The 14,055-nt window shown below is 68.9% G+C and carries 12 protein-coding genes; 4 read left to right on the forward strand and 8 right to left on the reverse strand.

Annotation, left to right across the window (positions count from 1 at the left end; all coding sequences use genetic code 11):
- Positions 1-45 precede the first annotated feature (45 nt).
- Positions 46-1,203 (forward strand): OmpA family protein, encoded by a 1,158-nt coding sequence (locus ACLBKU_RS10060; RefSeq protein WP_410179415.1) that lies wholly within the window; start codon positions 46-48, stop codon positions 1,201-1,203.
- Positions 1,204-1,248: 45 nt separating this feature from the next.
- Here the strand turns inward: ACLBKU_RS10060 and dnaE are convergent, their stop codons facing one another.
- Genes dnaE through ACLBKU_RS10090 form a run of 6 tightly spaced genes read right to left on the reverse strand, consistent with a single transcriptional unit; the run spans position 1,249 to position 8,218 of the window.
- Positions 1,249-4,749, reverse strand: a complete 3,501-nt coding sequence (gene dnaE / locus ACLBKU_RS10065; RefSeq protein ID WP_410179416.1) for a DNA polymerase III subunit alpha — start codon at positions 4,747-4,749, stop codon at positions 1,249-1,251.
- 42 nt (positions 4,750-4,791) lie between these two features.
- Entirely contained in the window at positions 4,792-5,448 is a 657-nt protein-coding gene (locus ACLBKU_RS10070) for a TMEM175 family protein (RefSeq protein WP_410179417.1), read from the reverse strand.
- Entirely contained in the window at positions 5,448-5,927 is a 480-nt protein-coding gene (locus tag ACLBKU_RS10075; protein ID WP_410179418.1) for a glutathione peroxidase, read from the reverse strand. The genes ACLBKU_RS10070 and ACLBKU_RS10075 overlap by 1 nt, the downstream gene beginning before the upstream one ends.
- Positions 5,928-5,947: 20 nt before the next feature.
- The gene (locus ACLBKU_RS10080) at positions 5,948-6,235 is read right to left on the reverse strand and encodes a hypothetical protein (RefSeq protein WP_410179419.1); all 288 of its coding nucleotides are present in this window, start codon (positions 6,233-6,235) and stop codon (positions 5,948-5,950) included.
- A 56-nt stretch (positions 6,236-6,291) separates the two neighbouring features.
- Complete coding sequence (locus ACLBKU_RS10085) at positions 6,292-6,972, reverse strand: ABC transporter ATP-binding protein (protein WP_410179420.1); 681 nt, start codon at positions 6,970-6,972, stop codon at positions 6,292-6,294.
- A complete protein-coding gene (locus ACLBKU_RS10090; RefSeq protein WP_410179421.1) occupies positions 6,965-8,218 on the reverse strand; it encodes a lipoprotein-releasing ABC transporter permease subunit in 1,254 nt (417 codons plus the stop codon). Before ACLBKU_RS10090 ends, ACLBKU_RS10085 begins: the two co-directional genes overlap by 8 nt.
- A 232-nt stretch (positions 8,219-8,450) precedes the next feature.
- Between ACLBKU_RS10090 and purF the strand changes: the two genes are divergently transcribed.
- From purF to ACLBKU_RS10105, 3 genes are all read left to right on the forward strand, one after another.
- The gene (gene purF / locus ACLBKU_RS10095) at positions 8,451-9,938 is read left to right on the forward strand and encodes an amidophosphoribosyltransferase (protein WP_410179422.1); all 1,488 of its coding nucleotides are present in this window, start codon (positions 8,451-8,453) and stop codon (positions 9,936-9,938) included.
- Between the two features lie 6 nt (positions 9,939-9,944).
- The gene (locus tag ACLBKU_RS10100; RefSeq protein ID WP_410179423.1) at positions 9,945-10,664 is read left to right on the forward strand and encodes an SDR family NAD(P)-dependent oxidoreductase; all 720 of its coding nucleotides are present in this window, start codon (positions 9,945-9,947) and stop codon (positions 10,662-10,664) included.
- 139 nt (positions 10,665-10,803) lie between these two features.
- Positions 10,804-11,151, forward strand: a complete 348-nt coding sequence (locus tag ACLBKU_RS10105; RefSeq protein ID WP_410179424.1) for a PilZ domain-containing protein — start codon at positions 10,804-10,806, stop codon at positions 11,149-11,151.
- A 121-nt stretch (positions 11,152-11,272) separates the two neighbouring features.
- Here the strand turns inward: ACLBKU_RS10105 and ACLBKU_RS10110 are convergent, their stop codons facing one another.
- Together ACLBKU_RS10110 and ACLBKU_RS10115 are read right to left on the reverse strand one after the other, a co-directional pair.
- Complete coding sequence (locus ACLBKU_RS10110) at positions 11,273-12,463, reverse strand: serine hydrolase domain-containing protein (RefSeq protein WP_410179425.1); 1,191 nt, start codon at positions 12,461-12,463, stop codon at positions 11,273-11,275.
- 67 nt (positions 12,464-12,530) lie between these two features.
- The gene (locus ACLBKU_RS10115; protein ID WP_410179426.1) at positions 12,531-13,958 is read right to left on the reverse strand and encodes a cryptochrome/photolyase family protein; all 1,428 of its coding nucleotides are present in this window, start codon (positions 13,956-13,958) and stop codon (positions 12,531-12,533) included.
- Positions 13,959-14,055 lie beyond the last annotated feature (97 nt).

The following is a 14,055-nucleotide window of genomic DNA, read 5'->3' on the forward strand; positions in this document are numbered from 1 at the left end:
CTCTCCGAGAGCCGGCGGACCATCCATTTGCGAGGGACAAGGACAATGAGAAACACCACCATCCTGATGGCCGGGGCTGCCGCCATCGCCATCGCCGCGCCGGCGCAGGCCGACGGGCCCTATATCGGCATCGAGGGCGGCGTCAGCCTCAAGGACCAGGTGAAGATCGCCGCCCGGCCCGCCGAGAGCACCGGCGACGACGCCTTCACCCGCACCGCCACGGGCCGCACCAAGGTGGGCGTCGATGGGGACATCATCCTCGGCTACGACTTCGGCCCGTTCCGGCTCGAGGCCGAGGGCGGCTACAAGAACAACAAGTATCGCGGCCTCGCCGTCTTCAACAACGCGCTCCTGCCGACCGGCACCACCGTGCCGAGCGGCACCGTGGTCGAGAACGAGCGCGATCTCGAGATCTGGAGCGGCATGGTCAATGCCCTGTTCGAGATCGGGCCGGACGACGGCTTCCAGATCTACGGCGGCGGCGGGGCGGGCTATGCCAAGCTCAAGCTCCCGGTCGAGGTGACAGGGGTCGGCACGCTGATCGACGACAGCAAGTCCGACTTCGCCTGGCAGCTGATCGGCGGGGTGCGCTTGCCCGTGACCCGGAACCTCGATCTCGGGGTGAAGTACCGCTACTTCAACGTCGACGACTTCCGACTCCAGGCGACCAACGGCGCGGACGTGAGCGCGGACTATTCGGCGCATTCGGTGCTGGCGAGCCTGATCTTCAACTTCGGCGGCCGCTCCGAGCCCGAACCCGCGCCCGCCCCAGCTCCGGCCCCGGTCCAGACCTACACCCCGCCGCCGCCCCCGCCGCCCGTCCAGGCACCTCCGCCGCCCCCGCAAGCGGTCTGCAACACCGGGCCCTACATCGTGTTCTTCGACTTCGACCGGTCGGACATCACCCCCGAGGCCGCGAGCATCCTCAACAATGCCGCGACCGCCTATGCCAATTGCGGCAATGCGCGGGTGATGCTCGCCGGGCACACCGACCGTGCGGGGAGCACGCAATACAACGCGGGCCTCGCCGAGCGCCGCAACAGCGCGGTGCAGAGCTACCTCGCCTCGCGCGGGGTGCCGGGCCAGTCGATCACGAGCCAGGCCTTCGGCGAGAGTCAGCCGCGCGTGCCGACCGCCGACGGGGTGCGCGAGGCGCAGAACCGCCGGGTCGAGATCACCTACGGCCCCGGCTCGGGGATGTAGGCCAGGCAATCGGAAGGGGCCGGAGCGATCCGGCCCCTTTTCGTATCAGGCGACGAGCCGCAGGTTGCCGCGCCGCTTGAGGGGCGCGAGGTTCACGCGGGCGATGGCCTCGACCGCGCCGAGCCGCTCGGCGAGTTCGCCGGTCAGCACGAAATCGCGCCCGAGCCGCAGGCGCACCTCGCCGCCATCGGCCAGCGCGAGAGTGACGACGACTTCGCCCGCCCCGGAATTGCGCTCGGCCCGCGCCGCCTCGAGCTCGATCTGGAGCTCACGCAGCGCCGCCACGCTCGCGACCGCGCAGCTCAGCTCCATCGCGGTGGTCCCGCTCACCGCCGCGAGGGGACGCGCGCCGCGCACGGTGAGGCGCGGGGGCTCGTCGGGATTGGGCGCATCGAGCTCGACGGTCAGCAGCAGGCACTCGCCCGCGGCGGCCCAGCGCTCGAAATCGGGCACCAGCGCCTCCTCGAAGCAGGCGGCGGCGAACTGGCCCGAGGCATCGGAGAAATCGGCGCGCACGAACGTGCCGCCCTTGCGGGTGCGCGCCTTGGTGATCCCCTCGACCAGCGCCGCCATCACCGCCGTCCCGCGTCCGCCCGGCGGCGCGCCCGCCTCCATCAGGCTCTGGTAGGTGCGCGCGCCGTTCGCCGAGGCCGCCTCGCGATATTGCGCCACGGGGTGCGCGGAGAAGTAGAAGCCGAAATTCTCGCGCTCCTTGGCCATCTTCTCGGGCCGCGACCACGGCGCGCAGGGCTGGAGGCGAAGGTCCTCCGCGGGGCCCGCATCGCCGCCGAACAGGCCGGCCTGCCCGCTGCTGCGCTCGCGGATCGCGGCGTCGGCGACTGCCATGAGATGCTCGGCATTGGCGAAGAGCAGCGCGCGGTCGGGCTCGAGGCCGTCGAAGGCCCCGGCGCAGATCAGGCCTTCCAACTGGCGGCGGTTCATCGTGCCCTGCGGCAGCCGCTCGAACAGGTCCTTGAGGCTTGCGAAAGCCCCGTTCGCCTGTCGCTCGGCGACGATCGCCTCCATCGCCTTCTCGCCGACGTTGCGAATCCCTGCGAGCGCATAGCGCACCGCGTAGCCGTGGTCGGTCTGCTCGACCGTGAACTCGGCCTCGGAGGCGTTGATGTCGGGCGGCAGCACCTCGACCCCGCCGTGGCCGTTCGGATAGCGCCGCGCATCGTCGACGAAGACGTTCAATTTCTCCGACTGGTGCATGTCGAAGCACATCGAGGCGGCGTAGAATTCCTCCGGGTAATGCGCCTTCATCCACGCGGTCTGGTAGGCGAGGAGGGCATAGGCGGCGGCGTGCGACTTGTTGAAGCCGTAGCCCGCGAACTTGTCGATCAGGTCGAACAGCTCGTTGGCGCGCTTGGGCTCGATGTCCGAAACCGCCTTGCAGCCCTCGACGAAGCGGCCGCGCTGGGCGTCCATCTCGGCCTGCACCTTCTTGCCCATCGCGCGGCGCAGCAGGTCCGCGTCCCCGAGCGAATAGCCCGCGAGCACCTGCGCGGCCTGCATCACCTGTTCCTGGTAGACGAAAATCCCGTAGGTCTCGGCAAGGATCCCCTCGAGCTTGGGGTGCGGGTATTCGATCGGCACCTGCCCCGCCTTGCGCTGGCCGAACAGCGGGATGTTGTCCATCGGGCCGGGGCGATAGAGCGAGACGAGCGCGATGATGTCGCCGAAATTGGTCGGCTTCACCGCCTTGAGCGTGCGGCGCATCCCCTCGGATTCGAGCTGGAACACCCCCACGGTGTTGCCCGCCTGCATGAGGCGATAGACCTCGGCGTCGTCCAATGGCAGCGCGCCGAGGTCGATGGCGATGCCGCGCTTCTCGAGCAGGTCGACGGCCTTCCTCAGCACCGAAAGCGTCTTGAGCCCGAGGAAGTCGAACTTCACCAGCCCCGAGCTCTCGACATATTTCATGTCGAACTGCGTCACCGGCATATCCGAGCGCGGATCGCGGTAGAGCGGCACCAGCTTGGCGAGCGGCCGGTCGCCGATCACCACCCCCGCCGCGTGGGTCGAGGAGTTGCGCGGCAGGCCCTCCAGTTGCATCGCGAGGTCGACGAGGCGCTTCACCTCGTTGTCGTTGTCGTATTCGCGCCTGAAGTCGGCCGCGCCGTTGAGCGCACGCGGCAGGGTCCAGGGGTCGGTCGGGTGGTTGGGCACCATCTTGCAGAGGCGATCGACCTGCCCGTAGCTCATCTGAAGGATGCGCCCGCAGTCGCGCAGCACCGCGCGGGCCTTCAGCTTGCCGAAGGTGATGATCTGCGCGACATGGTCGCCGCCATACTTGCGCTGGACGTAGCGGATCACCTCGCCCCGCCGCGTTTCGCAGAAGTCGATGTCGAAGTCGGGCATCGAGACGCGCTCGGGGTTGAGGAAGCGCTCGAACAGCAGGCCGAGGCGGATCGGGTCCAGGTCGGTGATGGTCAGCGCCCAGGCGACCGCCGAACCCGCCCCCGAACCGCGCCCCGGCCCCACCGGAATGCCCTGCTCCTTCGCCCACTTGATGAAGTCGGCGACGATCAGGAAGTAGCCGGGGAAGCCCATCTTCACGATCACGTCGATCTCGAATTCGAGGCGGTCGAAATAGACCTTGCGCTCTTCCTCGGTGAGGTCGGGATAGGCGGCGAGCCGCGCCTCGAGGCCCAGCCTCGAATCCTCCGCCAGCATCCGCGCCTCGCCCGCAAGGTCGCCTGCGAGGCTGGGGAGGATCGGCTTCCTGTAGGGCGGCGCGAAGGCGCAGCGCTGGGCGATGACGAGGGTGTTGGCGATCCCCTCGGGAAGGTCGGCGAAGGCCTCCTCCATCAGCCCCGCCGTCTTGACGAAGGCCTGCGGGTTCGAGCGCACGCGCTCCTCGGCCTCGATCTGGGTCGAGGCGGCGATGCACAGCATGGCGTCATGCGCCTTGTGCATGTGCGGTTCGGCGAAGTTCGCGGGGTTGGTCGCGACCAGCGGCAGGCCCTTGGCATAGGCGAGGTCGATCAGCGCTTCCTCGGCGCGCTCGCAGACCGGATCGCCGGCGCGGGCGATCTCGACATAGAGCCTTCCGGGGAACAGCGCCTCCAAGCGGTCGGCGAGCTTCGCGGCGGCCTCGTGCTGGCCCTCGGCGAGCAGGCGCGTCAGCCCGCCCTCGCCCGCCCCGGTCAGCGCGATCAGCCCGTCGGTGCGCCCCTCGAGGTCGGCGAGAGTGACGTGCGGATCGCGCTCCAGCGGGCGCTCGAGGTGCGCGGCGGAGACGAGGTGGCAGAGGTTGTCGTAGCCCGCATCGTCCTGCGCATAGAGCGGCAGGTAGTCGACGACGCTGCGATCCTCCCCCCGAGCGACCCCGAGCAGCGTGCCGATGATCGGCTGCACGCCCGCGTCCTTGCACGCCCCTGCGAAGGCCATGATGCCGTAGAGCCCGTTGCGATCGCAGATCGCGATCGCCGGGAACTTGCGCTCCTTCGCCAGCTTGGCGATGTCCTTCGGATCGATCGCCCCTTCGAGCATCGAATAGGACGACAGCACGCGCAAGGGAACGAACGGGGCGAAGGGCATGGGCGGGAATATGGGGTGAGGCCTGCGCCTAGGGAACCACGCTCACGCCATATGCTGTGGATGGCGATCGACAATCCGCGGCAACAGCCCGCTGCGCAACGCCAGCAAGGCAAGCGCGCCGGGGAGGATGACGTAGCCCGCCTCATCAAGCGGCAGCAAGAGGGCAGGGAGCAGAAGCACAGGCGCCGAACCCGTGGTGACAAGGCGCTGCCACCGATAGAGCCGAGGCACCGCCGGATGGAACAGCGTGCCGCGCGCTTCGGCATAGGCCCACATGCCGAAATTGACCAACCCGATGACGGCCACCAGCACCAGATAGACCTGGAACGCGCCCCCCGAGATTCCCCCTGAATAGACGGCGTGGATCGCCGCCGGGATCAGCGCCACCAGGCAAAGCTGGGCGAGCGTCAGCAGGGTGATCGCCTGATCGGCCCGCTGCAACCGCGCAAACAGGTCGCGATGCTGCAGCCAGTACACCGCCGTCAGCAGGAAACTCAGCGCATAGGCCCCGAGCTGGCCCTGCCCCGCTCGCAGCATCGCGCTCAGCGTCTCGCCATGCGGCAGTTTGACCTCGATGGCCGCAAGGGTCGTGGCGATGGCGTAGACACCGTCGGAGAGCATGATCAGCCGGTCATAGCTGTGACGGCGGATGTGCTCCTCGAGCGGCTCGACTTCGGCGAGCGATTCGGGCTCACCCATCAGAGCAGCTTCTGGATGTCCTTGGCGATCGCCTCGGGCTTGTCGGTGGGGGCATAGCGCTTCACCACCCGGCCCTGGCGGTCGATCAGGAACTTGGTGAAGTTCCACTTGATCGCCGTGGTGCCCATCAGACCCTTCTTCTCCGACTTCAGCCAGTCGTAGAGCGGCGAGGCATCCGCGCCGTTGACGTCGATCTTGGCCATCAGCGGGAAGGTCACGCCGAAATTGACCTTGCAGAACTCGGCGATCTCGTCCGCGCTGCCGGGTTCCTGCGCGCCGAACTGGTTGCAGGGGAAGCCCAGCACCTCGAAGCCGCGGTCCTTGTAGGTCTGGTAGAGCTTCTCGAGCCCGTCGTATTGCGGGGTGAAGCCGCACTTCGACGCGGTGTTGACCACCAGCAACACCGTCCCGAGCTTGTCCTTGAGGTCGAGCGGCTCGCCCCGGTTGGTGGTGACGGTGAAGTCGGCGATGGTCGTCATGGGGCCCCCTGCTGGATGATCTAGCCCGAGCCTTCTGCGGGAAAACCGGGCGCGCTGGCAAGCGCCATCGCTTCGGCGGCGCTGTAGGTGCGGTCCCCGGCCTTCGCGATCGCGTAGCCCTCCCGCTCGGCCTCGGGGAGCTGCGCGAGGCGGCGGATCATCGCGGCGAAGGTGCCGCTGGCGAGCGGCGTGGCGCCGTCCGGGAGAAGCGCACCCTGCCCCGCCGGGACGATCGCGGCGCGGTCGTCCCAGGCCTGCTCGTCCGAGGGGGTGGTGGTGCCGCCGAAGATGCTGGGATGGTCGGTCATGAGGGGGGTTCTCCTTCGCGCGCCGACTGCGAGAACCGGCGGGCGCGGCGGACAACCTAGATGAGCACGCCCTCGCGCAGGCGGACGACGCGGTCCATTCGCGCGGCGAGCCGTTCGTTGTGGGTCGCGACCAGCGCCGCACTCCCCTCGCCCCGCACCAGCGCGAGGAACTGGGCAAGCACGGCGTCGGAGGTGTGCTCGTCGAGATTGCCGGTGGGCTCGTCGGCGAGCACCAGCGTCGGCCGGTTGGCGAGCGCGCGGGCGACCGCGACGCGCTGCTGCTCGCCGCCCGAGAGCTGGCTCGGGCGGTGGGTGAGCCTTGCGCCGAGGCCGAGGCTGGTCAGCAGGCTGTCGGCCCGCGCCTCCGCATCGGCGCGCGGGACGGCGCGGATCATCTGCGGCATCACCACGTTCTCGCGCGCGTCGAAATCGGGGAGGAGGTGGTGGAACTGGTAGACGAAGCCGAGGTGCTCGCGGCGCAGCGCCGTGCGCGCGTCCCCGGCGAGGTCTTCGGCGCGGGTGCCGCCGATCGCGATCGAGCCCTCGAAGCCGCCCTCGAGCAGGCCAACCGCTTGGAGCAGCGTCGACTTGCCCGAGCCCGAGGGGCCGAGCAGCGCGACGATCTCGCCCGGCATGATGTCGAGATCGACCCCGCGCAGCACGTCGATGCGCTGTCCGCCCTGCTCGAAGGCGCGCCTCAGGCCGCGCAGGCTGACGATGGGGGCGCCGCTACTCATAGCGCAGCACCTGCACCGGGTCGGTGTTCGCCGCCTTGAGCGCGGGGTAGAGCGTCGCGAGGAAGCTCATCGTCAGCGCCAGCGCGACGATGCCGAGGATCTCCCAGGGATCGGTGCGCGAGGGCAGCGTGGTGAGGAAGCGCACCTCGGGGTCCCAGATCTGCTGGCCGGTGGCGAAGGCGATGAAATCGACGATCGGCTCGCGGAAGAACAGCACGACCGCGCCGAGCAGCAGGCCCGCCGCCGTCCCGATCGCGCCCACCGTGGTCCCGGTCGTCACGAAGATCTTGAGCAGCGAGCGGCGCGTCGCGCCCATCGTGCGCATGATCGCGATATCGCGGGTCTTGGCGCGCACCAGCATGACGAGGCTCGAAAGGATGTTGAAGGCCGCGACCACCACCATGAAGGACAGCGCGAAGAACATCGCCGCGCGCTCGACCTGAAGCGCCTCGAACAGCGCCGAGTTCATCGTCTTCCAATCGGCGATCACCGCCTTGCCGGTGAGCCGGCGCGACACCGGGGCGAGGATTTCGCCGACCCGGTCGGGATCGGTGACGGTGATCTCGATCTGCGCGACCTCGTCCCCCATCAGGAGCAGCGACTGCGCCTCCTTCAGCGGCATCATCACGAACTTCTCGTCGAAGGTATAGATGCCCACCTCGTAGATCGCGCCGACCTCGTAGCCGACCTGGCGGATCGAGGTGCCGAAGGGTGTCGGGCGGCCCGAGGGGTTGATGATGGTGACGACGTCGCCGACCCGCACGCCGAGGTTCTGCGCGAGCTGGCTGCCGATCGCGACCCGCCCGAGTCCGTCCTCGCCGGGCGGCGCGTAGAGGCTCTTCATGTCGCCGAGCAGCACCTTGTCGCCCATCCGCGCGATATCGCGGTCGCTCTGGCCGCGCAGGAAGATCGCCTCGACCCGCCCGCCGTAGCTGATGAGCAGCGGCTGCTCGATCATCGGCGAGGCCTCGACCACCCCCGGCGTGCGCTCGACATTGGCGAGCACGCTCTGCCAGTTCTCGAGCCGCCCGCCATAGGCCTGCACCACCGCATGGCCGTTCACCCCGGTGATCTTGTCGAGCAGCTCGCCGCGAAAGCCGTTCATGACGCTCATCACGATCACCAGCATCGCGACCGAGAGCATCACCACCCCCACCGAGATCGCGGCGACGAGCGCGATGAAGGCCTCGGCCTTGCCCGGCCAGAGGTAACGCTTGGCGATCATCCATTCGAAGGGGGAGAGCATGGGTGTCGAGGGGTGCCCGGTGATTGCTGAACGCTGCCTGTAGTGCGGGCTGGCGGCCCCGGCAATGGAGTCCTTGTTGTCCTACCGCTTCGCTACTTGAGGACCTCGCCTGTCGCACTGCGGTCAGCAAAAAGCCGGGCACGGGGCTTCGCCTTTCCCTTGTAATTGCCCTGTCACATCGCCATTGGGGCGGTGCGCTTTTCGGAAGCCTTCGCGCGCGGACAGTCTGGTGATGCCGATGACACTCCTCAACGTGACCCATCCCTTCCTCGACTCCGATGGCGACAAGCTGCGCGAGGAGTGCGGGATCTTCGGCGCGATCCGCGCGAACGATGCCGCCGCGACCACCGCGCTGGGGCTCCACGCGCTCCAGCACCGCGGGCAGGAGGCGGCGGGGATCGTCAGCTACGACGGCACCGAGTTCTTCGCCCGCCGCGGCCTCGGGCACGTCGCCGAGAACTTCTCCTCTTCCGAGGCGATCGCCGCGCTGCCCGGCTCGATGGCGGCGGGCCACGTGCGCTATTCGACGACCGGGGGCGCGGGGCTGAGGAACGTCCAGCCGCTCTATGCCGACCTTGCGAGCGGCGGCTTCGCGGTCGCGCACAATGGCAACATCTCCAATGCGGGTGCGCTGCGCGCCGACCTCGTCAACAAGGGCTCGATCTTCCAGTCGACCTCCGACACCGAGGTCATCATCCACCTCGTCGCGACCTCGCGCTACCCGACCATCGCCGATCGCCTTGTCGACGCGCTGCGGCTGGTCGAGGGGGCCTATGCCCTCATCGTCATGACGCCCGAGGGCATGATCGCCTGCCGCGACCCGCTAGGTATCCGCCCGCTGGTGATGGGCCGGATGGGTGACGCGATCCTGTTCGCCTCCGAGACCGTCGCCTTCGACGTGGTCGGCGCCGAGGTGATCCGCGAGATCGAGCCGGGCGAGCTCGTGCTGGTCGACTTCGCGGGCGAAGTCCGCTCGGTGCGCCCCTTCGGCAGCCCCCCGGCGCGGCCCTGCATCTTCGAGCACGTCTATTTCAGCCGGCCGGACTCGGTCTTCGCCGGCCGCTCCGTCTACGAGGCGAGGAAGGCGATCGGAATGCAACTCGCCATCGAGGCGCCCTGCGAGGCCGATCTCGTGGTGCCGGTGCCCGATAGCGGGGTGCCCGCCGCGCTGGGCTTTGCGCAGCAATCGGGCCTGCCCTTCGAGCTCGGGATCATCCGCTCGCACTATGTCGGGCGCACCTTCATCCAGCCGGGCGACGGGGCGCGGCACTCCTCGGTCAAGCGCAAGCACAACGCCAACCGCGCGCTGGTCGAAGGCAAGCGCATCGTGCTGATCGACGACTCCATCGTGCGCGGCACCACCAGCCTCAAGATCGTCGAGATGATGCGCGAGGCGGGCGCCGCCGAAGTCCATTTCCGCGTCGCCAGCCCGCCGACCGCGCATTCCTGCTTCTACGGCGTCGACACGCCCGAGCGCTCGAAGCTCCTCGCCGCGCGCATGGACCTCGAGCCGATGCGCGAATTCATCCAGGCCGACAGTCTCGCCTTCATCTCGATCGACGGCCTCTACCGCGCCGTCGGCCACGAGAAGCGCAACGCCGGCTGCCCGCAGTTCTGCGACGCCTGCTTTACCGGCGACTACCCGACCGCGCTGACCGACCTCGCGCTCGCCGAACAGAAGGCGGCGCAGCTTCCCTTCGCCGATCCGAAAGCCGCCTGAGACCCCATGACCGACACCCAAGCCAAGCCGCTCGCCGGACAGATTGCGCTCGTCACCGGTGCCAGCCGCGGGATCGGCGCCGCCACCGCGAAGGCGCTCGCCGCCGCGGGGGCGCACGTCATTCTCGTCGCGCGCAAGGTGAAGGCACTGGAGGAGGTCGAGGACGCGATCCACGCGGGCGGCGGCACCTCGACCATCGCCCCGGTGGACCTCACCGAGCCCGACGCGATCACCCGCCTCGCCAATGCCATCGCGGGGCGCTGGCAGGCGCTCGACATCATGGTGCTCGCCGCCGCCTACCTCCCCGAGCTGACCCCGGCCTCGCAGGTCGAGCCCAAGCAGTTCAACCAGGCGCTGCTCACCAATGTCGTGGCGACTCAGGCGCTCATCGCCGGCTTCGACCCGCTGCTGCGCCGCGCCGAGGCGGGGAAGATCGTCGGCCTCACCAGCTCGGTTGCCGCCGCGCCGCGGCCCTACTGGGGGGCCTACGGGGCGACCAAGGCGGCTTTCGAGAACCTCCTCGCGACCTATGCCGCCGAGGTCGAGAAGCTCGCCCCCTTGCGCGTCGCGATCGTCGATCCGGGCGCGACCCGCACCGAGATGCGCGCCCGCGCCTATCCGGGCGAGGACCCGGCGAGCCTCAAGGGCCCCGAGGTCGTCGCCGAGCGCCTCGTCGCCCTCCTCGCCGGGGGTTTCGAGGGCCTCCACCGCGAGCGCATCGGCTGATCGCACTCGCGCCCCGCGGCGTCTTCTTACCGCGCAGTTAAGCAAGCCTGGTCACTTTCCCTTAGGGCTCTCCGGTCACAGTCCCGGGTGGACCACTTCGCCCCGAGAGACCGCTGGCTTCGAAACAAGGTCAATAGCGATGCCGATCAGTTCCGATCCCTACCGCCTTGCCTCGCAGGAAGACCGCTGCGCCCCGCGCACGCGGCTGACTATTCCGGCCACCCTGCGCGCCTCGGGCGGCCGCGCCTTCCAGAGCGTCGTCCACGACCTCTCGATCTCGGGCTTCTCGGCGGCCTCGATCAACCGGATGCACGAAGGGCAGATGTGCTGGCTGACCCTGCCTGGGCTCGAGAGCCTCCAGGCCGAGGTGGTGTGGTGGGACAACTGCATCGTCGGCTGCGCCTTCTCGGAGCTGTTGAGCCCGATCGTCCACGACAACATCCTGCAACGCTACAGCGCGGTCGGGACCTTCCGCCAGGTGATCTGACCCGCGCGCCGCTCCCCGGACGATGTTTCACGTGAAACATCGCGCAAAAGGAGGGGTCTGGAGGGGGTGTAGAGGGGGCCTAGACGGGTCTAACCTCGCGCAAAGTCGCGCAAGGCCCGCCCTATTCGAGGCTCGCCGCGACCTTCGCCGCCGCTTCGAGCATCCGCTCCCGCTCCGGCCCGCCGCTCGCCTGCCGCCAATTGCCGACAAAGGCGAACACCAGCCCCTTGGCCGGCACCAGCGTGATCCCCTGCCCGAAGATTCCCTGCGCCCCGTAGGCGCCGCCCGGATAGGCCCACCACTGGTAGCCGTAGCCGAACCCCGGCTCGTCCGGGAGCGCGACCTGCGCCTTGCCCGCTTCGGCGAACCAGCCCTCGGGCACCACGCCCTTCCCGCCCTCGAGCGCGAATTGTCCCATGCGCGCATAGTCGGCGAGCCGCAGCGAGAGGCAGCACCCGCCGATATTCCCGCCGCGCGGGTCGACCATCCAGAACAGCCCGCCCGCGAACCCCGCCGGGTCGACGATCTTCGCCTTGGCATAGACCGCGAGCGGCTTGCCGACCGCGTTCTCGACCAGCACCCCGATGAGGTTGGTCTCGCCGGTCTTGTAGACCCACTTCGTTCCCGGCTCGGCCTCGCGGGGCAGGCGCTTCATCTGCTCGACGATCGCCTCGGGGCCATATTCGAGGAGGAAGCGGTTCATCTGCGCGACGTCCGACTTGGGGTCGGTATAGTCCTCGTTCCAGCTGACCCCGCTCGTCATCGTGGCGAGCTGCCTGACGCTCACCCCCTCGTAGGCCGAGCCTGCGAGCTTGGGGATATACTTCACCACCGGGTCATCGAGGCTGGCGATGAAGCCGTCCTTCACCGCCGCGCCGAGCAGGGTCGAGGTGAAGCTCTTGGCGACCGAGAAGCTCGTCCAGCGATCCTCGGGCTTGAGGCCCAGCCCATAGGCCTCGTAGCGGACCTTGCCCTTGTGCAGCACCATGAGCCCGGCGGTGTTGGTTTCGGCCATCAGCTTGCCAAGTTCGGTCTGCAATTCGGGGGAGAGCGGCGCGCCCTTCGGCAGCGCGCGCGGGGTGGCGGCGGCGGAGACCTCGTGGCCGGCGAACCACGTCTCCCACGCGCGGAAGCGCTGGCTGCGCTGGGCATCGGTCCAGAACAGCACCTGGAGCTCGGACGGATCGCGTGGCCGCGGCTGGGTGAGCCGCACCTCGGGAGCGGGCGCCGCCTGCGGCTCCTCGGCCCCTGCGCCCGCGCTCGCCAGCAAAGCCGCCAGCACCACGCCCGATGCCGCACGCGTGATCCTCATGTCCCTCTCCCCCTGTTCTTGTCGGGAGAGGCATAGGCGCGGAAGAACCCCGGCGGCAAGTCTTCCGCTATTCGGCGACCTTGATCGACTTCAATGCCGCCAGCGCCCGCTCGCGCGCGGCCTTGTGGGGGACGATCTTGCGCGGATAGCCCGAGGGCCGGGCGCCGTGCTCCTCGGGATCGTGGATCGCGGGCTCCTTCACGTGCTTCAGCTCGGGCACGTATTCGCGGATATAGCGCGCGGCGTCGAACTTCTCCGACTGGCCGAGCGGCGCCATGATCCGGCTGAACATGTTCGAATCCCCGCCCGTCCCCGCGACCCACTGCCAGTTGGTCGCGTTGGAGGCGTAGTCGGCATCGACCAGCGTGTCCCAGAACCACTGCTCGCCCACGCGCCAGTCGATGAGGAGGTGCTTGATGAGGAAGCTCGCCGCGATCATCCGAACCCGGTTGTGCATCCAGCCGGTCTGCCACAGCTGGCGCATCCCGGCATCGACGATCGGATATCCGGTGCGGCCCCGCTTCCAGGCTTCGAGGTCACGCGCGGCGTGCTCGTCGGTCGCGGGATCGCGCCACGGGAAGCGGTCGAACTCCTTGCGATGGTTGGCGGTGGCGTAGTCGGGGAACTGGCAGATCGTGTTGGTGGCGAAGTCGCGCCAGATCAGCTCGCCTTCGTAGGTCTCCCATCCCTTCGAGGTGCGGGCGTTGTCTGCGCTGCCGCTTCGCTGCTTGAGCGCATGGTGCGCGTGCCACACCTGGATCGGCGAGATCTCGCCGAAATGCAGGTAGGGCGAGAGGCGCGAGACCTTGTCCTCGCTGGGGTTGTTGCGCTTGTCGGCATAGTCGTCGACGTGATCGGCCCACCAGCGCATCCGCCTGTGCGCCGCCGCCTCGCCGACCTCCCAGAAGTCCCTGAGGCCGCCCGCCCAGTCGGGCTTGGTGGGGAGGAGGTTCCAGGAGGCGAGATCGTCGGAGGCGGGCCAGCTTGCCGGGGCCTCCAGCGTCTCGGGGACGGGCAGCTCGTCCCGCGGCGGCAGTTCGGCGCGGAGAGCGCGGGAGAAGGGCGTGTAGATCTTGTACTGTCCGCCCGTGCCGGTGGTGATCGAGCCCGGGGGCATCAGGTAATTGCCATCGTGGCATTGCAGGTCGAGCCGGTCCGCAAGCTTGCCCTGCACCTTGCGCCACCACGGCTCGTAGTGACGGTTGCAATGCACGGTGGTCGCGCCGACTTCCTCGGCGAGCTTCGTCAGCACCGCGACCGACTCGCCGCGGCGGAGGATCAGCCTGCTGCCCTTGGCGGCGAAGCTCTCCGCAAGGCTGGCAAGCGAGTGATGCAGCCACCAGCGCGAGGCGCCGCCATAGGCGTGGTGCCTCGGGCTCTCGTCGTCGAGGACATAGACCGCGACGACGGGGCCTTGCTGCGCGGCATGATGGAGAGCGGGATTGTCGGCCAGGCGCAGGTCCCGGCGCAGCCAGACGAGTTGGGTGTTGGGCATGAGTGTTCCGGTATTTCTCTCGTCATTGCGAGGCGACGCAGTCGCCGCGGCAATCCACGGCGGAACCGTTCGGCCATGGATTGCTTCGTCGCCTTTC

The organism is Erythrobacter sp. NE805, assembly GCF_046452355.1.
GTDB lineage: Bacteria > Pseudomonadota > Alphaproteobacteria > Sphingomonadales > Sphingomonadaceae > Erythrobacter.

Coding starts and splice junctions, on each gene's coding strand:
- dnaE (WP_410179416.1), bottom strand. CDS start 4,749: ATGCCCTTCGCCCCGTTCGTTCCCTTGCGCGTGCTGTCGTCCTATTCG.
- ACLBKU_RS10090 (WP_410179421.1), bottom strand. CDS start 8,218: ATGCTCTCCCCCTTCGAATGGATGATCGCCAAGCGTTACCTCTGGCCG.
- ACLBKU_RS10115 (WP_410179426.1), bottom strand. CDS start 13,958: ATGCCCAACACCCAACTCGTCTGGCTGCGCCGGGACCTGCGCCTGGCC.
- ACLBKU_RS10060 (WP_410179415.1), top strand. CDS start 46: ATGAGAAACACCACCATCCTGATGGCCGGGGCTGCCGCCATCGCCATC.
- ACLBKU_RS10070 (WP_410179417.1), bottom strand. CDS start 5,448: ATGGGTGAGCCCGAATCGCTCGCCGAAGTCGAGCCGCTCGAGGAGCAC.
- ACLBKU_RS10075 (WP_410179418.1), bottom strand. CDS start 5,927: ATGACGACCATCGCCGACTTCACCGTCACCACCAACCGGGGCGAGCCG.
- ACLBKU_RS10110 (WP_410179425.1), bottom strand. CDS start 12,463: ATGAGGATCACGCGTGCGGCATCGGGCGTGGTGCTGGCGGCTTTGCTG.
- ACLBKU_RS10100 (WP_410179423.1), top strand. CDS start 9,945: ATGACCGACACCCAAGCCAAGCCGCTCGCCGGACAGATTGCGCTCGTC.
- purF (WP_410179422.1), top strand. CDS start 8,451: ATGCCGATGACACTCCTCAACGTGACCCATCCCTTCCTCGACTCCGAT.
- ACLBKU_RS10080 (WP_410179419.1), bottom strand. CDS start 6,235: ATGACCGACCATCCCAGCATCTTCGGCGGCACCACCACCCCCTCGGAC.
- ACLBKU_RS10105 (WP_410179424.1), top strand. CDS start 10,804: ATGCCGATCAGTTCCGATCCCTACCGCCTTGCCTCGCAGGAAGACCGC.
- ACLBKU_RS10085 (WP_410179420.1), bottom strand. CDS start 6,972: ATGAGTAGCGGCGCCCCCATCGTCAGCCTGCGCGGCCTGAGGCGCGCC.